This is a genomic window from Chlorobaculum sp. 24CR (assembly GCF_004118635.1).
In the GTDB taxonomy this organism is placed as follows: domain Bacteria; phylum Bacteroidota; class Chlorobiia; order Chlorobiales; family Chlorobiaceae; genus Chlorobaculum.
The window spans coordinates 72,189-90,952 of record NZ_SDGU01000009.1; the positions used below are offsets into that span (position 1 = coordinate 72,189).

Annotated in this window: 18 protein-coding genes; 10 read left to right on the forward strand and 8 right to left on the reverse strand. The window is 58.7% G+C overall.

What is annotated here, in order from left to right; translation table 11 throughout:
• Positions 1-86 precede the first annotated feature (86 nt).
• A complete protein-coding gene (gene rpsA / locus EST62_RS02020) occupies positions 87-1,838 on the reverse strand; it encodes a 30S ribosomal protein S1 (RefSeq protein ID WP_129050435.1) in 1,752 nt (583 codons plus the stop codon).
• A 131-nt stretch (positions 1,839-1,969) separates the two neighbouring features.
• On the reverse strand, positions 1,970-2,677 hold the full coding sequence (gene cmk / locus EST62_RS02030; RefSeq protein ID WP_129050436.1) for a (d)CMP kinase: 708 nt from the start codon (positions 2,675-2,677) through the stop codon (positions 1,970-1,972).
• A 271-nt stretch (positions 2,678-2,948) separates the two neighbouring features.
• Here cmk and ychF point away from each other — a divergent pair, with 271 nt between their 5' ends.
• The 4 genes from ychF to EST62_RS02050 all read left to right on the forward strand — a co-directional run bounded on the left by ychF (position 2,949) and on the right by EST62_RS02050 (position 8,126).
• Positions 2,949-4,040: a redox-regulated ATPase YchF gene (gene ychF, locus EST62_RS02035; protein WP_129050437.1), complete on the forward strand. Its 1,092-nt coding sequence runs from the start codon at positions 2,949-2,951 to the stop codon at positions 4,038-4,040.
• Positions 4,041-4,120: 80 nt separating this feature from the next.
• The gene (murI, locus tag EST62_RS02040) at positions 4,121-4,939 is read left to right on the forward strand and encodes a glutamate racemase (RefSeq protein ID WP_129050438.1); all 819 of its coding nucleotides are present in this window, start codon (positions 4,121-4,123) and stop codon (positions 4,937-4,939) included.
• A 201-nt stretch (positions 4,940-5,140) separates the two neighbouring features.
• On the forward strand, positions 5,141-6,139 hold the full coding sequence (locus EST62_RS02045; RefSeq protein ID WP_129050439.1) for a 4-hydroxy-3-methylbut-2-enyl diphosphate reductase: 999 nt from the start codon (positions 5,141-5,143) through the stop codon (positions 6,137-6,139).
• Between the two features lie 25 nt (positions 6,140-6,164).
• Positions 6,165-8,126 (forward strand): FAD-dependent oxidoreductase, encoded by a 1,962-nt coding sequence (locus tag EST62_RS02050; RefSeq protein ID WP_129050440.1) that lies wholly within the window; start codon positions 6,165-6,167, stop codon positions 8,124-8,126.
• 269 nt (positions 8,127-8,395) lie between these two features.
• On the opposite strand, the gene EST62_RS02055 is transcribed toward EST62_RS02050, so the two are convergent.
• A complete protein-coding gene (locus tag EST62_RS02055; protein ID WP_129050441.1) occupies positions 8,396-8,698 on the reverse strand; it encodes a hypothetical protein in 303 nt (100 codons plus the stop codon).
• Positions 8,699-8,713: 15 nt separating this feature from the next.
• Positions 8,714-9,880, reverse strand: coding sequence for a lipid-A-disaccharide synthase (gene lpxB / locus EST62_RS02060; protein WP_167599123.1), 1,167 nt, complete (start codon positions 9,878-9,880; stop codon positions 8,714-8,716).
• A gap of 112 nt (positions 9,881-9,992) precedes the next feature.
• Between lpxB and EST62_RS02065 the strand changes: the two genes are divergently transcribed.
• The 5 genes from EST62_RS02065 (at position 9,993) to EST62_RS02085 (ending at position 14,141) form a co-directional block, all read left to right on the forward strand.
• Positions 9,993-11,375 (forward strand): phosphoglucomutase/phosphomannomutase family protein, encoded by a 1,383-nt coding sequence (locus EST62_RS02065; RefSeq protein WP_129050442.1) that lies wholly within the window; start codon positions 9,993-9,995, stop codon positions 11,373-11,375.
• A 345-nt stretch (positions 11,376-11,720) separates the two neighbouring features.
• Positions 11,721-12,215, forward strand: coding sequence for an RNA polymerase sigma factor (locus tag EST62_RS02070; RefSeq protein ID WP_129050509.1), 495 nt, complete (start codon positions 11,721-11,723; stop codon positions 12,213-12,215).
• A gap of 63 nt (positions 12,216-12,278) precedes the next feature.
• Positions 12,279-12,632: a hypothetical protein gene (locus EST62_RS02075; protein WP_129050443.1), complete on the forward strand. Its 354-nt coding sequence runs from the start codon at positions 12,279-12,281 to the stop codon at positions 12,630-12,632.
• A gap of 93 nt (positions 12,633-12,725) precedes the next feature.
• Positions 12,726-13,283 carry a Spy/CpxP family protein refolding chaperone gene (locus EST62_RS02080; RefSeq protein WP_129050444.1) on the forward strand — a complete coding sequence of 186 codons (558 nt, stop codon included), beginning with the start codon at positions 12,726-12,728 and terminating at the stop codon, positions 13,281-13,283.
• Positions 13,284-13,298: 15 nt separating this feature from the next.
• Complete coding sequence (locus EST62_RS02085) at positions 13,299-14,141, forward strand: DUF4405 domain-containing protein (protein ID WP_129050445.1); 843 nt, start codon at positions 13,299-13,301, stop codon at positions 14,139-14,141.
• 179 nt (positions 14,142-14,320) lie between these two features.
• Here EST62_RS02085 and EST62_RS02090 read toward each other — a convergent pair whose 3' ends face one another.
• Genes EST62_RS02090 through EST62_RS02100 form a run of 3 tightly spaced genes read right to left on the reverse strand, consistent with a single transcriptional unit; the run spans position 14,321 to position 17,046 of the window.
• Positions 14,321-15,133 (reverse strand): nitrilase-related carbon-nitrogen hydrolase, encoded by an 813-nt coding sequence (locus tag EST62_RS02090; protein ID WP_129050446.1) that lies wholly within the window; start codon positions 15,131-15,133, stop codon positions 14,321-14,323.
• A complete protein-coding gene (locus EST62_RS02095) occupies positions 15,130-16,674 on the reverse strand; it encodes a lipopolysaccharide biosynthesis protein (protein WP_129050447.1) in 1,545 nt (514 codons plus the stop codon). The genes EST62_RS02090 and EST62_RS02095 overlap by 4 nt, the downstream gene beginning before the upstream one ends.
• Before the next feature lie 24 nt (positions 16,675-16,698).
• On the reverse strand, positions 16,699-17,046 hold the full coding sequence (locus tag EST62_RS02100; RefSeq protein ID WP_167599124.1) for a hypothetical protein: 348 nt from the start codon (positions 17,044-17,046) through the stop codon (positions 16,699-16,701).
• A gap of 289 nt (positions 17,047-17,335) precedes the next feature.
• On the opposite strand from EST62_RS02100, the gene EST62_RS02110 reads away from it, so the two are divergent.
• Positions 17,336-18,235, forward strand: coding sequence for an SIS domain-containing protein (locus tag EST62_RS02110; protein WP_129050511.1), 900 nt, complete (start codon positions 17,336-17,338; stop codon positions 18,233-18,235).
• A gap of 148 nt (positions 18,236-18,383) precedes the next feature.
• On the opposite strand, the gene EST62_RS02115 is transcribed toward EST62_RS02110, so the two are convergent.
• Positions 18,384-18,599 carry a type II toxin-antitoxin system Phd/YefM family antitoxin gene (locus EST62_RS02115; protein ID WP_129050448.1) on the reverse strand — a complete coding sequence of 72 codons (216 nt, stop codon included), beginning with the start codon at positions 18,597-18,599 and terminating at the stop codon, positions 18,384-18,386.
• Positions 18,600-18,764: the final 165 nt, after the last annotated feature.

The following is an 18,764-nucleotide window of genomic DNA, read 5'->3' on the forward strand; positions in this document are numbered from 1 at the left end:
TCTTTCCTCCCCCCCACACAACGGAAAAACCCCTTCACGAAGGAAGGGGTCTTTCCGGCTTTGGCTGTAACAACCGGTAAAAAAAATCAGCGGCCTTTCGGCTGTGGCTCCAACTCAGCGGTTGCAGCCTCGATCTCTTTCTTCTCGTTTGGGTGAGCCTGAAGATAAGCCTCGATCTCCTCTTTGCTCTTGTCCTTGAAATATTCAAGAGCCGAGAGAATGATGCGTTTGTTCTCCTTATCGAACTCGATGACGCGGAGCGGCAGCTCATCGCCGATCTTGAAGGAGGAGTGAATGTCCTTCACACCACCCTGCAACAGGTGCGACACCGGCACGAAGCCATCGACTTCGCCGGGGAGAATGACGATCACGCCCTTCTCGATAATCTGCGAAATAGCGCCGGTGCATTCTGCGCCGACGGCGTACTTCTGCTCGAACTCGCCCCACGGATCGTTGTTGATCTGCTTGTGGCCAAGCGCGATGCGACGTGCGTTGACGTCGAATTTCAGCACCTTGACATCGAGTTCCTGGCCCTTCTTGACCAGCTCGCTGGGGTGGCGGATCTTCTTGGTCCACGACAAATCGGAGATGTGCACCAGACCGTCAACGCCAGGCTCCAGCTCGACGAACACGCCGAAATCGGTGATGTTGCTGACCGTGCCTTTGTGCAGCGAAGCCTCGATATATTTTTCGGACAGGGCGATCCACGGATCTTCCATGACGCGCTTCATCGACAGCGACAGCTTGGTGTGCTCCTTGTCGATGTTGAGGATCACGACCTCCACATCCTGATTGAGCGACACGAACTGGCTCGGATGCTTGATGTGCTGCGTCCAGCTCATCTCGGAGATGTGAACGAGGCCCTCGATGCCCTTCTCGATTTCGACGAAAGCGCCGTAATCGGTGATCGAAACCACGCGGCCCTGGGCTTTGATACCGACAGGATATTTGATTTCGATATTTTCCCACGGATGGGGTTCGAGCTGCTTCATGCCGAGCGAGACGCGCTTGGTGTTCTCGTCGAAGCCGACGACCACAACCTTGATCGGCTGGTCGAGTTCGACCACCTCGGACGGATGGTTGATCCTGCCCCAGGTGATGTCGGTGATATGCACCAGACCGTCCAGACCGCCGAGATCGACAAAGATACCGAAGTCGGTGATGTTCTTGACGGTGCCTTCGAGGACCATGCCGACCTTGATGTTGGCGAGCATCTCTTCACGCTTGGCCGCATACTCCTCTTCGAGGATGACCTTGTGGCTGACGACGATATTCTGGGTAACCGGGTTGATCTTGACGACCCTGAAGTCCATGGTCTTGCCGACCAGGGCATCGAAGTCGCGAACCGGCTTGACGTCGATCTGCGAACCGGGAAGGAAGGCCTCGACACCCGACAGCGAAACCGTCATGCCGCCCTTGACGCGGTTGATGATCTTGCCGGTGATGATGGTGTCGTTCTCGATTGAATCGTAAATCTTGTCCCAGATGCGAAGCACGTCGGCTTTCCTCTTGGAGAGGATGAGCTGACCCATCTTGTCTTCGATGTTTTCGAGATAAACCTCGACGACATCGCCGACCTGAATTTCGTCTTCGTCACGGAACTCAAGAAGCGAAACGATACCTTCCGATTTGAATCCAACGTCGATGGTGACATCCTTGTTGGAAATAGAGACGATCTTTCCTTTCACGATCTCCTCTTCGGTGATTTCGGACAGGGTGCTCGTATAGAGCGACTCCATCTGTTCGAGTTCGGAGGGATCGTAGCTCGCGAAAATCTTGATTTTCTTTCTGCCCGGCACTTTCGGCTTCGGCGTTTCCAGCGTTGTTGTTTCTGACATTAATGTTTTCCTTCCTCTCTGATAGATTTGCCGTCAGCCGCGAGAGATTTCGGCTGCCGGTTTTTATGGTTATGAGTTATGACACGAAAGAACACTTTATACTTAACAAAGACAATGCGCCGTCACCTGCCTCATTGCCCTGCAATTTTATTGACCAGCTCATAGACGACATTGACCTGCTCGTCGATGGTCATCTTCGAGGTATCGAGCAAAACCGCATCGGCATGCCGCCTGAGCGGCGCATGCGTGCGCTCCTCGTCGTCGCGGTCGCGCTTGACGATCTCCGCTTCAAGCTCTTCGATGCTGGGAACCGCCGCGCCGCTGGCCTTGAGCGAGAGTTCGGCGTGACGCCGCCTGGCGCGTTCACGGGGATCGGCGACGAGAAAGATTTTCAGCTCGGCGTCGGGAAAAATGACCGTGCCAATGTCGCGCCCGTCCATAACGATGCCACGCTTCCGGCCCATCTCTTGCTGAAGCTCGCGAAGCTTGTCTCTGACCGGTTTGAGGGAACTGATGAAACTGACCTCGCGGCTGACCCGGTTTTCCCTGATCGCCCCGGACACATCCTCGCCGTCAAGCAAAACCCGATGGCCCTGAAAGCCGATCGTGATCTGCTCAAGCAGTTCGGCAATTCCGGATTCGTCCCGGCGAATCTCGTCGAGCAAACCCTCGCGGAGCACCCTGAGGGTGACCGCGCGGTACATGGCTCCGGTGTCGATGTAGGTGTATCCAAGCCGAGCCGCAAGAAGCTTGGCGGTCGTGCTTTTGCCGGATGCGGCCGGGCCGTCTATGGCGACGATGATCGGTTTCTTTTCGATAGGACTTCTCCTCTCTAACACAATTTTGATTGAGCCTGTAATTGTAAAAAATTTATTTGCTTTTTCCAAACAGATTGATTACATGTTAAAGCCATTCAAAATCCGGATTTTCGGATTTTTCGTTCAACAATAAAGGCATCTCTGAAAAGCGTGATGAGCGGCCCGAGTGCACGGCGGATGGAGCGCAGAAACCGGAGCGTACTTAAAGTACGTGAGGATTTCGAGCACCACCCAACGCAGCAATCGGGACGCGCAATAGCTTCCATGAGATGACCACAAATTTCTTCCGCCCATGTCACTCCGCTGCGGCATAGTTGGTCTGCCGAATGTCGGCAAATCGACGCTGTTCAATGCCATTACGGCCAAGCAGGCCGAAGCCGCCAACTACCCGTTCTGCACCATCGAACCCAACGTCGGAACCGTTCTGGTGCCTGACCAGCGCCTCAACGAGCTGGCAAAAGTCGTCAAGACCCCGGTGATCGTTCCGGCGGTACTCGAAATCGTCGATATTGCCGGTCTGGTCAGGGGAGCCAGCAAGGGCGAGGGACTGGGCAACCAGTTCCTGTCGCACATCCGCGAGGTTGATGCGATCATCCACGTGGTGCGCTGCTTTGAGGACTCGAACATTATCCACGTCGAGGGCAAGATCGACCCGGCGGACGACATCACGACCATCGAGACCGAGCTGATGCTGTCCGACCTCGACAGCATGGAGAAGCGCATGGACAAGCTGCGCAAGAACGCCCGCAAGGAGAAAGATCAGCAGGCGCTGGTCGAGCTGGCCGAAAAGATCGTGGCCGGTCTCGGCCAGGGCGTGCCGGTGCGCCGCATCACGGAGACGGACGAAGAGCGCGAGCTGGCCCGCCAGTTCTTCCTGCTCACCGCCAAGCCGGTACTCTACGCGGCCAACGTCGCCGAAAGCGACCTGCCGGACGGCAACGAGCACACCGCGAAGGTGGCCGAAATCGCCGCCGCCAGCGGAGCGAACATGCTCATCATCAGCGCCAAAGCCGAAGCCGACATCGCCGAGCTGCCCGAAGAGGAGCGCCCGGAGTTCCTCGAAAGCCTCGGCCTCGAAATGTCCGGCCTCGACCGCCTCATCCGCGAAGCCTACGACCTGCTCGGCCTGCACAACTACTTCACGGCGGGCGTCAAGGAGGTTCACGCCTGGACGATCCGCAAGGGCGCAGCCGCCCCGGAAGCCGCCGCCGCGATTCACTCCGACTTCGAGAAGGGCTTCATCCGCGCCGAGGTGATGGCCTACGAAGACCTGATCGCCCTCGGCTCGGAGCAGAAGGTCAAAGAGGCCGGCAAAATGCGCTCCGAAGGCAAGGAGTATATCGTCAAAGACGGCGACGTGATTACCTTCAGGTTCAATGTGTAACCGAAAACTCTGAAGAATAGGACTTATACGACCTATAAGTCCTATTGAGAATGAACCTCACCCGGAGCACTAATTAACCAATGCCGCAGCACAAGATTTCATCCGGCAGCCCGATCGGCATCTTCGACTCGGGCATCGGCGGCCTGACGGTGGTCAAGGCGATGCAGGCCGCGCTGCCTTCGGAGCGGATCATCTACTTCGGCGACACGGCGCGTGTGCCGTACGGCACCAAATCGCAGGTGACGATCCGCAAGTACGCCCGCGAAGATACCGAGCTTCTGATGAAGCACCAGCCAAAGCTCATCATCGTAGCCTGCAACACCGTCTCGGCGCTGGCGCTCGACGTGGTCGAACAGACCGCGGGCGGCGTTCCGGTGATCGGTGTGCTGAAGGCGGGCGCGGAGCTGGCCGCCCGGCGGACGAGGTCGGGCCGCATCGGCGTCATCGGCACCCAGGCCACCATCGGCTCGAACGCCTACTCCTGCGCCATCCGGGATGAAAACGAAGAGCTCGAAGTGTTCCCGAAAGCCTGCCCGCTCTTCGTGCCGCTCGCCGAAGAGGGATTCATCGACCACCCCGCCACCCGGCTCGTGGCCGAAGAGTACCTGTCAGCCTTCACCGGCAAGGAGATCGACACCCTCGTGCTCGGCTGCACCCACTACCCGATTTTGCGGAAGATCATCGAAAGCATCTCCGGGCCACAGATCACCATCATCGACTCCGCCGAAGCGGTCGCCGAAAAAGCCGGAGAGCTGCTCTCCCTTCGCGGTCTGCTCAACCAGAGCACCGAAAAAGCGCTCCCCCACCTCATGGTCAGCGACCTCCCGCAGAAATTCCGGGAACTCTACCGCCTCTTCATGGGCACCGAACTGCCCGACGTCGAGCTGGTTGGAGTGTAGGGGCGCTGAATTTCAGAAAAAAGGACATCAAGGACAAAGAAAGAACCTGCTTTTCTCTTCCTCCTCTGCGTCCTATTTGTCCTATCAGTCCTATTCGTCCCATTGCCTTCTTCTCCCCCATTGCCTTTCCCATTTTAATTGTATCTTTTCCGGCAAAATCTGAACCTTGAAGGCGACGGCCTTACCATTCCGGAGAGACCAGTGAAAATCAATCTTGACAGAACATCATCCGGCTTCTGCATCGGCGTGCAGGGCACGATTCATGTTGCCGAAGAGAAGCTCGCAGAGTCGGGCGCGCTCTACTGCCTCGGCGATGTGGTGCACAACGAGGTGGAGGTCAAGCGGCTCGAAGCGCTCGGCATGGAGACCATCGACATCCCGGCGTTCGAGGAACTGCGCGATGCCGAGGTGCTGATCCGCGCTCACGGCGAACCGCCTTCGACCTACCAGACCGCACGACAAAACAACCTCGCGATCACCGACACCACTTGCCCGGTGGTGGCGAAGTTGCAGAAGACCGCCAAAATGCTCCACCAGCTCGGCTATCAGGTGGTGATCTACGGCAAGAAAGTTCACCCGGAGGTGATCGGCATCAACGGCCAGTGCAACGACGAGGGGGTCGTCATCAAGCATCCCGACCTGTCTTATCCGGAAGAAACCGAGCCGCTCGACCTCAGCCGCAAGACCGCGCTGATCTCCCAGACCACGATGGATGTGCCCGGCTTTTACGAGTTGAAAAAGAACCTCGAAAAGCTCTTCGCCGAACACGGCCACCGCAACCCCGGCACGGAAAGCGGCGAATGGATGGCCGTGCGCGACATTGACATCACCGCCGAAAAAACCGGCGCGCGCGCGATGCCGGAGCTGGTTTACAAGGACACCATCTGCCGTCAGGTTTCGAGCCGCAACGGGAAGTTGCGCGACTTCGCGCTCTCCAACGACTGCATCGTCTTTGCTGCGGGGCGCAAAAGCTCGAACGGGCAGGTGCTCTACTCGATCTGCCGCGACGCCAATCCGCACAGCTACTTCATCGAGGATGTCGAGGAGATTCTGCCGGAGTGGTTCGTCGGCGACGACGGCAAACCGGTGCAGAGCGTCGGCATCTGCGGCGCGACCTCGACCCCCATGTGGCTGCTCGAAAAGGTGGCCAACTATATCGACAAGACCTTCGGCGATGGCTCCAGCGCCCCGGACGCATGAACGCAACCATGAAACGTTACCGACCATGAAACCCGTCAACCTCATCATCGATGGCCGCAGCGTGCAGGCGGCACCGGGACAAACCATCCTCGAAGCGGCCCGCGACAACGGCATCCGCATCCCGACGCTCTGCTTCCACAAAGAGATCGAAGCGACCGGCTCGTGCTGGATCTGCATCGTCGAGATCAAGGGCAAAAACCGCTTCATCCCGTCGTGCAGCACGAAGGTGAGCGAAGGGATGGTGGTCGAAACGCGCAATGCCGAGCTGGACTCGATGCGCCGCCAGAGCCTCGAACGCATCCTCGCCCAGCACTGCGGCGACTGCCTCGCGCCGTGCGAGCTCGCCTGCCCGGCGGGGTGCGACATTCCCGAATTCGTCTCGGCCATCGCCAAGGGCAACGACCACGAGGCGCTGGAAATCATCCGCCGCACCATCCCGCTGCCGGGCATTCTCGGTCGCGTCTGCCCCGCCCCGTGCGAGGAGGCGTGCCGCCGCCACGGCGTTGACGAGCCGGTCTCGATCTGCGCCCTCAAGCGCTTCGCCGCCGACCAGGAGATGGCCGACGGATCGGAACTGCCGGAACGCAAACCGGCCTCCGGCAAGCGCGTGGCCATCGTCGGCGCAGGCCCGGCGGGTCTGACCGCCGCGTGGTATCTCTTGCTCGGCGGACACGAGGTGACGATTCTCGACGCGAACGAAAAAGCGGGCGGCATGATGCGCTACGGCATCCCGAAGTTCCGTCTGCCGGAAGCGGTGATCGACTCCGACGTCGAGCCGCTCGTGAAGATGGGCGCGACGTTCAGATTCTCGACCGTGTTTGGAAAGGATGCAGATTTAACGGGATTGCAAAAGGAGCACGACGCCGTGCTGCTCACCATCGGCGCGAGCCAGGCCTCGAAGCTCGGCATTCCGGGCGAGGAACTCGCGGGCGTGCAGAGCGGCATCAGCTTCCTTGCCGACGTGGCCGTCGGACACGCCGCCGCGCCCGGCAAATCGGTGATCGTCATCGGCGGAGGCAACACGGCCATCGACGCGGCACGAACCGCGCTGCGACTTGGCGCAGAATCGGTAACGATTCTCTACCGCCGCGGACGCGACGAGATGCCCGCCAACCGCCTTGAAATCGATGAGGCGGTTGCCGAGGGCGTCGAACTTCGCCTGCTCGCCGCGCCGGTTTCAATTGAGAAAAGCGATGATGGACTCATCGTCACGGCGGTTGAAATGCAGCTCGGCGAACCCGACGCGAGTGGCCGCCGCCGTCCGGTGCCGGTCGCAGGATCGGAGTTTGCGCTGGAAGCTGACACGCTCATTTCGGCCACCGGCCAGTACGTTGACCTTCCGGCTGAAGCTATAGCGGGCGTGGGCGTCGAACGCAACGGCACGATCACGGTGCAGGGCGGCTCGATGCTCACCGGCGCCGTGGGCGTCTTTGCGGCGGGCGACTGCGTCAGCGGCCCTGACCTCGCCATCGAAGCTGTCCGGCAGGGACGCCTCGCCGCCGAAGCCATCGACCGATTCCTCGGCGGCGGCGATCCGGCGGCGACGGGAGTGGCGATGTTCAACGCATCGTACGGAGCGCGAGATAAGGCCCCGCACCAGTTCTACGACCGGGCAAAACCCGCGGCGCGCGTGGCCGTGCCGGAGCTGGAGGCGGAAGCGAGACGCCGGAGTTTCGATGAGGCGGTAACGGGCTACGATCCGGAACAGGCGCGCGAGGAGGCCAAACGCTGCCTGCGCTGCCGCTGCCAGGCGGTCGAATCGTGCCGCCTGCGCGACCTGGCCACGGCGTTCGGCGTAGCGACTCCGGTAGTCGAGGAGAGCCACGACTACTTCAGCATCGACAGGTCGGGCAACATCCGGTTCGAGCGGGAAAAGTGCGTCGATTGCGGCGTCTGCATCCGCACGCTGGAGTCGGCTTCGGCAGACGCGGCCACGATCCGGGAGGAGCTGATCGACCACTGCCCAACGGGGGCCATCAGCCGGTAAGGAGGTCTCGGAAATCAGAGCCGGTTCTTGCTCCATGTCATGTCCGATTGTAGGGACGGCCACAAGAGCCGTCCTCTTATGCAAGAGCAAGGACGGATCGTCTCCAGCAATTGGTTGCGCGTAATAAAGAATTCAAACGGATGAATGTCCATTGTCGCCATGACGAAAAAGGACGGGCACAAGACCCGTCCCTACAGTTTTAATGTGGCATCCTCCTTGTGCAATATCACGCCGGATACGTGAGACTTGCAATCAAATGGCGCTCTCTATCACTCCTCCCACTCTTTCCGGGGACGCTCTTCGTCTCGCTTGAACAGCCAGTCGAACGCCTTCATCACCCCTTCACTCTTGTGAACCGCCTCCTTGACCGTCTTGCCCGCCTTTTGCGCCTTTTCGGCGGGATCGCCGCCGTGCCAGCTTACCCAGGCGACATAGAGGATGCCGAGCGCGACCAGCACCAGCAGAAAGCGCAGAATCCGCCGCGCAAACGACAGGACAATCAAAAGAGAGAAGATCACCGCCACGCCAAGCAAGAGCGGATGGGCGGTCAGGTAGTTGATAAGGTCACTCATAGCGTTTCACATCGTTCAAAGATATTCAAGCAAGACGGCGGCCACGTGGCGTGACGGCGAGTCGGAGGAGAGCCGCGCCCGCGCCTCCCGGAGCTCGCGCCGCATCGCCGAAGAGACTGAATCGTCACAAAGAATTTCCAGCGCTTTCCGACTGATGGTTTCGGCGTTGGCCTCGTGCTGGATCAGCTCCGGCACCACCTGTTTTTCCGACAGCAATCCGCAGGCAACGATGTTGGCCAGGGCGATGTTGCTGAGCTTCACCAGCCGCTTGCCGATGAAATAGTTCAAGGGCGAGGTCTTGTAGAGCACCACCATCGGCACCGCAAAGCAGAGTGATTCGAGCGTCGCCGTGCCGGAGGTCACCAGCTCCAGATCGCTGTACTGCATCAGTTCGTAGGAGGTGCAGTCGAGCGGTTCGACGCCCGCCTCGCAAATGTGCCGCTCGTAGAGCGCCGGATCGATATGCGGCGACCTGCCGAGCAGGAACACCGTCTTCGTCTGCTCCCGGATACGCTTTGCCGCGCCGAGCATTTCGGGGAAAATCTTCTCGATCTCCTGCTTGCGGCTGCCCGGCAACAGTCCGACGATGCGGGCGTCGGAATCGATACCCGTCCGCGCGAGGAACTCCGGCTTCGGCGCGAACTTCAGCTCCGCCAGCTCCTCGACCACCGGATTGCCGACGAACTCGGCCTCGATGCCGTGGCGGCGGTAAAAGTCAACCTCGAAGTCGAAGATCACCAGCAGCCGGTCAACGCAGGCGCGAATCTTTTCGACCCGCCGCTCCTTCCAGGCCCACACCTGCGGCGAGATGTAGTAGATCACCGGAATGCCCTGTTTTTTCAGAAAGGCCGCCAGGTGCAGGTTCATGCCGGGATAGTCCACGAGCAGCGCCGCATCGGGCTTTTCACGAAGAATTGCCGCTTTGAGTTCACCGATCACCTTGCGCAGAAACGCCGCCTGCTTGAGCACCTCGACAAAGCCCATGATGCTCATCTGGTCGGTCGTGTAGAGCAGCTCCGCGCCAAGTTCGGCCAGCTTGCGCCCGCCGACGCCAAAGACCTTCGTGCCGGGAGCCTCTTCAAGCAGCGTCGAGACCGGACCGGCGGCGTGCAGGTCGCCGGAAACCTCACCGGCCAGAACAAACAAAGTCTTGCCGCGTATCGGCTGCTGAAATTGCATCATCGAACAGGAAAGCGTATTTTAGGAACCAGTTAGCTCACCGGCAGAAAAGCGGTGCATTTTCATGACAAAGCACCAGCGAGTCAGAACTATTATATATCAAATCCATAACAGAATGCAAGTCAAATTCGGAACCGACGGTTGGCGGGCAATTATAGCCAAAGAATACACTTACGACAACCTCAAGCTTGCCGCCCTCGCCTCTGGCGCTTACTTTCTGGAGCACCCGGACAAATCGAACGGCGTCTGCGTCGGTTACGACACCCGCTTCATGTCGAAGGAGTTCGCCCGCTTCACGGCCGAAGTGCTCTCCTCGATGGGCCTCAAGGTGTTCCTGGCCGACAACTTCGTCTCCACGCCTGCCGTCTCGCTCTTTACCCGCGACCATCGCCTCGCTGGCGGCGTCATGATTACCGCCTCGCACAACCCGCCGATCTACAACGGCTTCAAGGTCAAGGCCTCCTACGGCGGCCCGGCGCACCCGGAGGTGATCGACGAAATCGAACGGAACCTGCTCACGGTCGATCCCGAAACCGAAGTGACTCCCGTGCCGGAGCTGATCTCGATGACCGACATCAAGTCTTACTACGTCGGCTATCTCGAATCGAAACTCGACCTGAAACTGATTCGCGAGTCGGGACTGAAAATCGCCCACAACGCCATGTATGGCGCGGGTCAGGACATGATTACCCGACTGTTCGACGAGTCGATGATCAACTGCTACCATTGCTCGCTCAACCCCGGCTTTGGCGGCATCAACCCCGAACCGATCCCCAACTACATCGCCGACTTCGTGGAGTTCTTCAGGGAGGTCGAAACCGACGTGGCGATCATCAACGACGGCGACGCCGACCGCGTGGGGATGCTCGACGAGAAGGGCGAATTCGTCGATTCGCACAAGCTTTTCGCCATCATCCTGAAGTATCTGGTCGAACAGAAGGGCCAACGCGGCGAGGTGGCCAAAACCTTCGCTTTGACCGACATCATCGACAAGCTCTGCCGGAAGCACGACCTGACGATGCACCTCCTGCCGGTCGGCTTCAAGCACGTCAGTCGTCTGATGACCACCAACGACATCCTCATCGGCGGCGAAGAGTCGGGCGGCATCGGCATCACCTCGTTCCTGCCGGAGCGCGACGGCGTCTATATCGGCCTGCTGATTCTCGAAATCATGGCGCGACGCCAGAAAACGCTGGTCGGCCTGGTCGAGGAGCTGTACGAGGAGTTCGGCTTTTTCAGCTACAACCGTCTCGATCTGCGCGTGGCCGAGTCCAGGAAGCAGGCGATCATCGAGGCGGCGGCGGGCGGCAAACTGACGAGCATCGCCGGGTTCCCGGTGACCGGCTTCAACGATCTCGACGGCTTCAAATACCACTTCGAGGGCGGCTGGCTGCTCATCAGGGCGTCGGGCACCGAGCCGGTGCTGAGAATCTATTGCGAGGCCGATTCAACTGAAAAGGTAGAAAAAGTGCTCGCGTTCGCCTCGAAACTCGCATAATGAGCGCAAGAATCCCAGCGGCATGTCGTCCAACAGCGACGTGTCGCCCGAAACCGGATGATTCCGGAGGACCAAAAGCTCAACGCTCTTCGCCGCAACCTGAGACACTTTGAGGAATAAAATACTTACGGTTATCTTGAAAACCGATCCGCTTGTATAATTTAAGTATATCATGCCGGATCATGACAACTTGCGGCGACAGCCTGAAATGCCAGACTTCGCCATCACTTCAGGCAAAATCACCGGACATTCCTTTCGATTTGCCCTAACAGTTGACCATTGCAGCAAGAGACCATAACATCTACGGAGCGATCATTCAGCGAAATTGTCGCCGAACATCAGGAGATGGTCGTCAACACCTGTTACCGCTTCGTGTTCAATCGCGAAGATGCCGAGGATCTTGCGCAGGAGGTGTTCATCGAGGTCTATCGCTCACTCGACAAATTCCGCGAGGAGTCGAAACTCTCGACCTGGATCTACCGGATCGCCGTCACCAAGTCGCTGGATCACCTGCGCCGGCTGAAGCGCAAAAAGCGTTTCAGCTCGCTGAAACGGGTCATCGGCATCGACGACCCGGCGGACTCGATCCCGGCGCCCGAATACGACAACCCTGCCGACGTGCTCGGCAGCAAGGAGCGCGTTGCCGTGCTGCAAAACGCGCTCGACGGTTTGCCCGACAACCAGAAAACGGCCTTCCTGTTGAGCAAGCAGGACGGATACAGCAATCAGGAGATTGCCGACATCCTCCAGACCACCATCCCGGCGGTCGAATCGCTGATTCACCGGGCGAAAAAAAATCTGCAAGCGCGTCTCGAACGTCACTACCGATCGGCTGAGTGAGCGCGTCTTTCGACACAAGATTTAAAATGTTTCGACGTCACATTTGATAGAAACCGAAAAACCATGAACAGAACTACTGAACAACGCAACGCAGAGGTCAACAAGACCCTCGAACTGCTGGACCAGATGCCCAGAGTGGAGGTAAATCACCTCTTCAGGGCGCGGCTCATGCAGCGAATCGACGCAATGGAGACCGGAAAATCTTCGGGAACCGCTCTGTTTGGCGGCGCTTTGAGCCCAAAGCTCGCCTTCATGACGCTCCTGCTGGTGCTGAATGTCGCTTCGGCCCTCATGCTCTTCATGCACGAGACACCGCAAGCTACCGGCTCTTCGGGAACCATCGCCGAATCGTTGAGCGAAGATTACGGCGGCCCGGCGCTCTCCTATTACGACGATCAGTCGGCTATCGAACACTGACGCCGGAGCATCAAACTATGGACAGCACCGCCGCCAACGATGCAATGCTTTACGCGGCCTGATTCTTGTGGTATTAATTTTTAATGACTACCGATGGATTTTCTCTCTTCCAAGCGCTTCGTCACGACAGCCCTGGTGCTTCTGGCCATCCTTAACGTCACGTTGCTGGGCGTCCTCTGGTGGCAGAACTTTGTCAGCAGCAGTTACCGTTCGGTCGAAATCACCCGTTATTACCGCGATACTGGCCATCGTGGCAGAGAGCTGGATCTAACCGATCGGCAGAGAGTGGCCTTCGGCAAGCTGCGGCGCGAACATTTCCGCAAGACCATGCCTGCCGTGCAGAAAATCATCGAATTGAAAAAAGAGATGATCTCCGAAGCCGTCAAGCCGAATCCCGACCAAGCCAAAATCGCCGCTATCGCCGACAGCCTCGGCAAGCGCCAGAGCTGGCTCGAAAAGGATCTCGCCCTCCATTTCCACGAACTTGCCGCGCTCTGTACGCCTGCCCAGCGCGACTCTCTGGAAAAGCTGCTCAACAATATCTACACCGTCCGATACCAGAAAATGAGTTCATGGAGAGGCCGTCCCCATCGCGATGGTCGCGATGATGGCCGGAACAGACCCATGCCGCCTCCACCTTCCGAACCCTAACAATCCTCTACTGCCATGCCTGTAACACCGCATTTCAAGTGGCGCGTCTTCATCAGCGCCGGACTGGCTCTCGCCTTTCTCGTCATGTTCGTCTCAGGCATCGTGCTCTACATCTCTCCGCCGGGCAGGGTGGCGAACTGGACTGACTGGAATATCTTTGGCCTGACCAAAAAAGGGTGGCAGAACCAGCACGTCATCTTTGGCTTCGCCTTCATCATTTTGTCGATTTTCCACCTGTTCGTCATCAACTGGAAAGCGTTTTTTTCCTACATCAAGAGCAAGGCCTCGAAGGGGTTGAACAGCCCCGCCGAGCTTCTCACTTCGCTCGTGCTCTTTGCCGTGCTGGCTGTCGGCACCTTCTGGCATTTGCCGCCATTCGAGCAGATCATCGCGCTCGGCGACCGGCTCTCAGGCTCGTGGGAGGACAAAACCGGCGGCCCGCCCGTGCCTCATGCCGAAACCCTCTCCCTCGAAGAGCTTGGAAAAATGCCCCGGGTCAACGAACCGGGCAGTGAACTGCTCAAGAAGCTTCAGGCAGCAGGCATCAAAGCGAGCAGCACCCAACAGACGCTGCTCGAAATCGCCGCTGAAAATGGCGCGGAGGTACAGCGGCTGTACGACATCATGGTTGAGGGCAAGCGCTCTGGCGGACTTGGCGAAGGTGGCGGATGGGGGAAGAAAACGCTCGGCGAGGCTGCAAACGCCGCCGGAGTGGCTCCGCTCGCCCTGCAACAGGCGCTGAAGCAGCAGGGCATCGAAGCCGCGCCAGACGAGAGGATCGCCGATATTGCATCGAAAAACGGCCTGGGCACTCCCGATCTGATCCGGAAAATCAACGCCATGACCGAAAAGCGGTAACGGGAATATTTTTTACTCCGACGAAAAAAAACTCTTGTCAATTGCCCCGGACTTCAGTCCGGGGTATGCGGATAAAGCATAATAAATCTGGGCTTTAGCCCAATCTCTTGCCGGGGTGGTTTTTGCGATTTATTGTTGCCGGAGTAATAATCCGTTCGGAGAGGTATCGATAAGCGATTTCAGCGTTTACGGCAAATCGCACCGTACAGCTCGGGGCGGCGATCGGCGAAGATGTCGTTGAACTCGTTGAAGCTTTTGTCGCGGCATGGCCGGGGATCGATCTCCGCCAGCAGCACGGCGTCACCCTCAGCGTCGGCAAGCGCGACCGCTTCGCCCCACGGATCATAGACCGCCGAACACCCCTTGAACAGCAACGTCTCCCCGCCTCTCGTTTCCGTGCCACACCGGTTGGCCACGGCGACGTACACCTTGTTCTCGATGGCGCGGGCAGGCATCACCTTCCGCCACGCATCGGTGACGAGGTTCGACGGGCAGGCGACGAGCTCGGCCCCGCCGAGCGCCAGCGCCCGCGAAACCTCCGGAAAGCGCCAGTCGTAGCAGAGCATGATGCCGATGGAGAGGTCGAGCCGCTCGTCGCGGATGACCGGAAAAGCGGTGTCGCCCGGCTCGAAGACGAAGCGCTCCTTGTAAAAAAGGTGCGCCTTGCGATAGACAAGCGGCTCTGTGACGCCGGGCCGGAACACGAACACCGAGTTGTAGAAACTCCCGCCCGCTGCTTCGGCCATCCCGGCGATGATGATCGCACGTTTTGCTTCGGCCAGGCGCTGGAAAAAAGCGCAGGCCACGCCGCCCGGCGCTTCGGCGAGCGGCGCAAGCTCTTCGCGCGACACGAAGAAATAGCCGCTCGTGCACAGCTCCGGTAACACGATAACGTCCGCCTCGACAGGATCGAGGAGCACCCGGATCGCTTCGAGATTCGCCTCGCGCTCGCCGAGCCGGGGCGTGAACTGGACGGTGGCGAGGCGGATCATCGACTGCCGGAACCTCCCGCCGGGCGCAATTTCTTCCGCGCCATCCTCGCGACAGCCGACGCCTCGTTGCGGAAAATGAGCGTGCCCAGCGCGAGATAAAGCAAAACGATGAGCAGCTTCACGACGATGGCGAAGAGACCGCTGATGCCGAATCCGGCGAGCCACAGGAGCAGCTCGTCATGCCACACCGCGAAGGCCAGTCCAGCGCCAAGCAACAGCGCCAGGCGGCCCCAGTCGTAGCGGATCGGGTAGAAGCGCACCGAGTAGTACCCCATGCAGAGGCACATCACCGCCGTACCGCAGAGAATCGCCACCGCCGCGCCATCCATGCCTGCGAGCGGGATGAGAATCCAGCACCCGACGGTCGTCACAGCGGCTCCGGCAAAAGTTACCACCGGCAGATATTTGGTCTTTCCGGTAATCAGGATACCTGCCGACAGGTTGGTCGAAACCATGTCGAACACGTAGCTGAAAAAGATCCACGGCAGAATCGACAGGCCCATCCAGTACTTCGGCGGCAAAAGATAGAGCTTTCCGCCCCAGTGGTGGCGCACCAGATCGGGCACGAAAAAGGTGCAAGCCACGGCAAGCACGATCACGGCGATGCCCGAAAGATTCATCACCTGCCGGAAGAGCGGCTTGGCTTCGGGATCGTCGGCATGTTGCAGAAAAAAGGGCTGCCAGGCGAAGCGGAAAATCTGGATGAACATCTGAAGCGCCACGCCGAACGCCGCCACCCGTCCGTAAATTCCGGTGATGTCCGACGCCTGGAACCCCGCGCCATACAGCCGCTCGATGTCGTGCTGCGGAATGCGGATCAAGAGGTTCCGGTCGATCAGGTGAATCAGCAATCCGGCGATACCGGTCGGCACGTAGGGCAGGCCGATGCGCAGCAGCTCGCGGTAGAGATTTGGCGAAAAGACGGGCCTGAGGCTTTTCAGCACCGGCAGGATAAAGCAGAGGCTCACCACCGAGCCGAGCGCCTCGCCGATGAAAACACCGGAGAGACCTGCGTGAAGTCCGAGAATGAGCACGAAGGTGCTGATGACGCCGCCGACCACGCCCATCACCTTGGCGAGCGCGAACCGGATCGCCTTGCGCTTCAGCCGAAGCTCGGCGAACGGCACGACGAGCAGCGTATCGAGAAAGAGGATCGCGGCGGCGTACTGTATGTAGATGCCTGAACCGGGAGCGAGGCCGATGGCGACGGCCAGCGCCGGAGCGAAGAGCAGCATCAAAACGGAAAAAAGAATCGAGGTCAGAAAGAGGCTGAGAAAGGCGGTCGAAAAATAGGGTCGTTCATCCTCGTTGCGCTTGATGGCGTCGGAAGCAACCTTCAGGTATGAGGTTTCAAGGCCATAGGAAAACATGACGTTCGCCAGGGCGATGTTGGCGTAAACCACCGCCTGAATGCCGTTGTCGAAGGTGGAGAGCTGGTTGGCGTAGAGCGGAACGAGAACGTAGTTCAGGCTGCGGGCCAGAATAGTGCTCGCGCCGTAGATAACCGTATCCTTCGCGAGAAGCTTGAGCTTGGAGAACATCCGCTGGGTGGCTGGAGGCAGCGGTCAGTTCTTGCCGGTCGCCGGGCCAGCCGATCCGTTGGTCGCCGCGGCTTGCTCTTTCTGCTGCCTGACGGCGTCCATATCGAGCTGGAACTTGCCATCCTTCTGGATGACGGGAATCTTGGAGATCACCTCGCGCAGATGCGCCTGCGCCTCGGCCTGCTGCTGCTTCATCTTTTCAAGCTCGTCGCCCGTCAGGCCGACCGGATTGTCCTTGTCGATCAGGCTATCCTTGAACGATTCGATCTCCATGTTCTGCTCCATCTTCATGTAATTGACGAACCTGGAGAGAAAATACACGAGCAGAAAAAAGACCGACAGCGCAAATCCGAGAATTAAAATCCAGCTCATAGTCCGCAGGTTGTGGTTAGCGTGAACAGTTTCCGGGAACATTGCGGAACCGCCGCCTCATCAATCGATTGCTCGCGACAAAAAGGCGCTTCCGGCCCGGAGTTTGAAAATATCATGAATTTTCCAGATTATAGCGCTGAATATCGGATTAAAAAATGAATATTTCCTGCTTTTGGCGGCGAACCCGATTGCCGCTGCCGAAACCATACCAGCGACGATGAAAGAGCACGCAACCACCGTGCGGGAGGGCAAAAGCATCCTTCTGCAGGAAGCCGACGCCATTCGCCTGATGAGCGAGCGGCTGGACGAAAACTTTTCTCGTGCGGTCGAACTGATGCTCGACTGCGCGGGCAAAATCATCATCTCCGGCATGGGCAAGTCGGGCATCATCGGCCAGAAGATTGCGGCAACATTGTCCTCGACCGGCACCACGGCCATCTTCCTCCATCCGGCGGAAGCGGCGCACGGCGACCTCGGCGTGGTTTCAGAGCGCGACACGGTGATCTGCCTCTCCAAAAGCGGCATGACCGAGGAGCTGAACTTCATCCTCCCGGCGCTCCGGGAGCGGAAGGCGACGATCATCGCCTTCACCGGCAACCCGCGATCGTACCTCGCGATGAACGCGGATGTGGTGCTCGACACCGGCATCGACCAGGAGGCGTGCCCCTACGACCTCGCGCCGACCAGCTCGACCACGGCGATGCTCGCGATGGGCGACGCCTTGGCGATCTGCCTGATGAAAAAGAAGAACTTCACCGACCAGCAGTTCGCCCTCACCCACCCGAAAGGCTCGCTCGGCAAGCAGCTCACGATGAAGGTCGGCGACGTGATGGCGCAGGGAGATGCGCTGCCCGTCGTCAGCGAGGAGGCGACCATCTCCGACCTCATCCTCGAAATGACCTCCAAGCGCTACGGCGTCAGCGGCGTGGTCGATGCGGAGGGGCGGCTGACCGGCATCTTCACCGACGGCGATTTGAGACGATTGGTGCAGGCCGGCGAGACATTCCTCGACAAGAACGCAGCGGAAGTGATGACCCCCAACCCGAAAACCGTCACGTCAGAGCTGCTCGCCAAAGCCTGCCTCGAACTCCTCGAAACCCACCGCATCACCCAGCTCATGGTCTGCGACGAAAATCACTGCCCGGTAGGAATAGTGCACATCCACGATCTGGTAACGCTGGGGTTGTGAGGCGGAAGGGAAGAATGGGCGGGAGAGGACTACAGGGACAGCAATGACTACAAGGACGAATTGCATTTTACCTGATAGCTTTGCTGTCCTTGATGTCCTTGAAGTCCTTATTTTTATAGTTGCAGTTGAGGCTTCGGAACAACGACAATTATCTTCGATCAAGCTCAATACCACGAAGTGGAGAACGACGGAAAAATTCGGTCAAAGACTCTGGCTTTCTCATCAGATTGCGATAATCCTTCATCGAAAGCAGAACCGCCGCATCCTTCCCATGCCGCATAATTGCTTGCGGCCCCTGCTCTTCCGCCTTGCGGACAAGATCGCTGAAATGATTTTTCGCCTTCTGTATCTGCCAATGCTCCACCACAGCTCCTACGATTTACCATGACACGACTTCTTTTTTTAAATCCTCGCTTGAAATCGCCTTTCCTTCCCTGACAGCATTTTCGCCATTTTTGACTTTATCGAACACATACGGTCTATGAAAAATAATCTCTTCTATATCCACATTTTCCGGCAATGCTGATAT

Coding starts and splice junctions, on each gene's coding strand:
- rpsA (WP_129050435.1), bottom strand. CDS start 1,838: ATGTCAGAAACAACAACGCTGGAAACGCCGAAGCCGAAAGTGCCGGGC.
- ychF (WP_129050437.1), top strand. CDS start 2,949: ATGTCACTCCGCTGCGGCATAGTTGGTCTGCCGAATGTCGGCAAATCG.
- murI (WP_129050438.1), top strand. CDS start 4,121: ATGCCGCAGCACAAGATTTCATCCGGCAGCCCGATCGGCATCTTCGAC.
- EST62_RS02050 (WP_129050440.1), top strand. CDS start 6,165: ATGAAACCCGTCAACCTCATCATCGATGGCCGCAGCGTGCAGGCGGCA.
- EST62_RS02055 (WP_129050441.1), bottom strand. CDS start 8,698: ATGAGTGACCTTATCAACTACCTGACCGCCCATCCGCTCTTGCTTGGC.
- lpxB (WP_167599123.1), bottom strand. CDS start 9,880: ATGATGCAATTTCAGCAGCCGATACGCGGCAAGACTTTGTTTGTTCTG.
- EST62_RS02065 (WP_129050442.1), top strand. CDS start 9,993: ATGCAAGTCAAATTCGGAACCGACGGTTGGCGGGCAATTATAGCCAAA.
- EST62_RS02070 (WP_129050509.1), top strand. CDS start 11,721: ATGGTCGTCAACACCTGTTACCGCTTCGTGTTCAATCGCGAAGATGCC.
- EST62_RS02075 (WP_129050443.1), top strand. CDS start 12,279: ATGAACAGAACTACTGAACAACGCAACGCAGAGGTCAACAAGACCCTC.
- EST62_RS02080 (WP_129050444.1), top strand. CDS start 12,726: ATGGATTTTCTCTCTTCCAAGCGCTTCGTCACGACAGCCCTGGTGCTT.
- EST62_RS02085 (WP_129050445.1), top strand. CDS start 13,299: ATGCCTGTAACACCGCATTTCAAGTGGCGCGTCTTCATCAGCGCCGGA.
- EST62_RS02090 (WP_129050446.1), bottom strand. CDS start 15,133: ATGATCCGCCTCGCCACCGTCCAGTTCACGCCCCGGCTCGGCGAGCGC.
- EST62_RS02095 (WP_129050447.1), bottom strand. CDS start 16,674: ATGTTCTCCAAGCTCAAGCTTCTCGCGAAGGATACGGTTATCTACGGC.
- EST62_RS02100 (WP_167599124.1), bottom strand. CDS start 17,046: ATGAGCTGGATTTTAATTCTCGGATTTGCGCTGTCGGTCTTTTTTCTG.
- EST62_RS02110 (WP_129050511.1), top strand. CDS start 17,336: ATGAGCGAGCGGCTGGACGAAAACTTTTCTCGTGCGGTCGAACTGATG.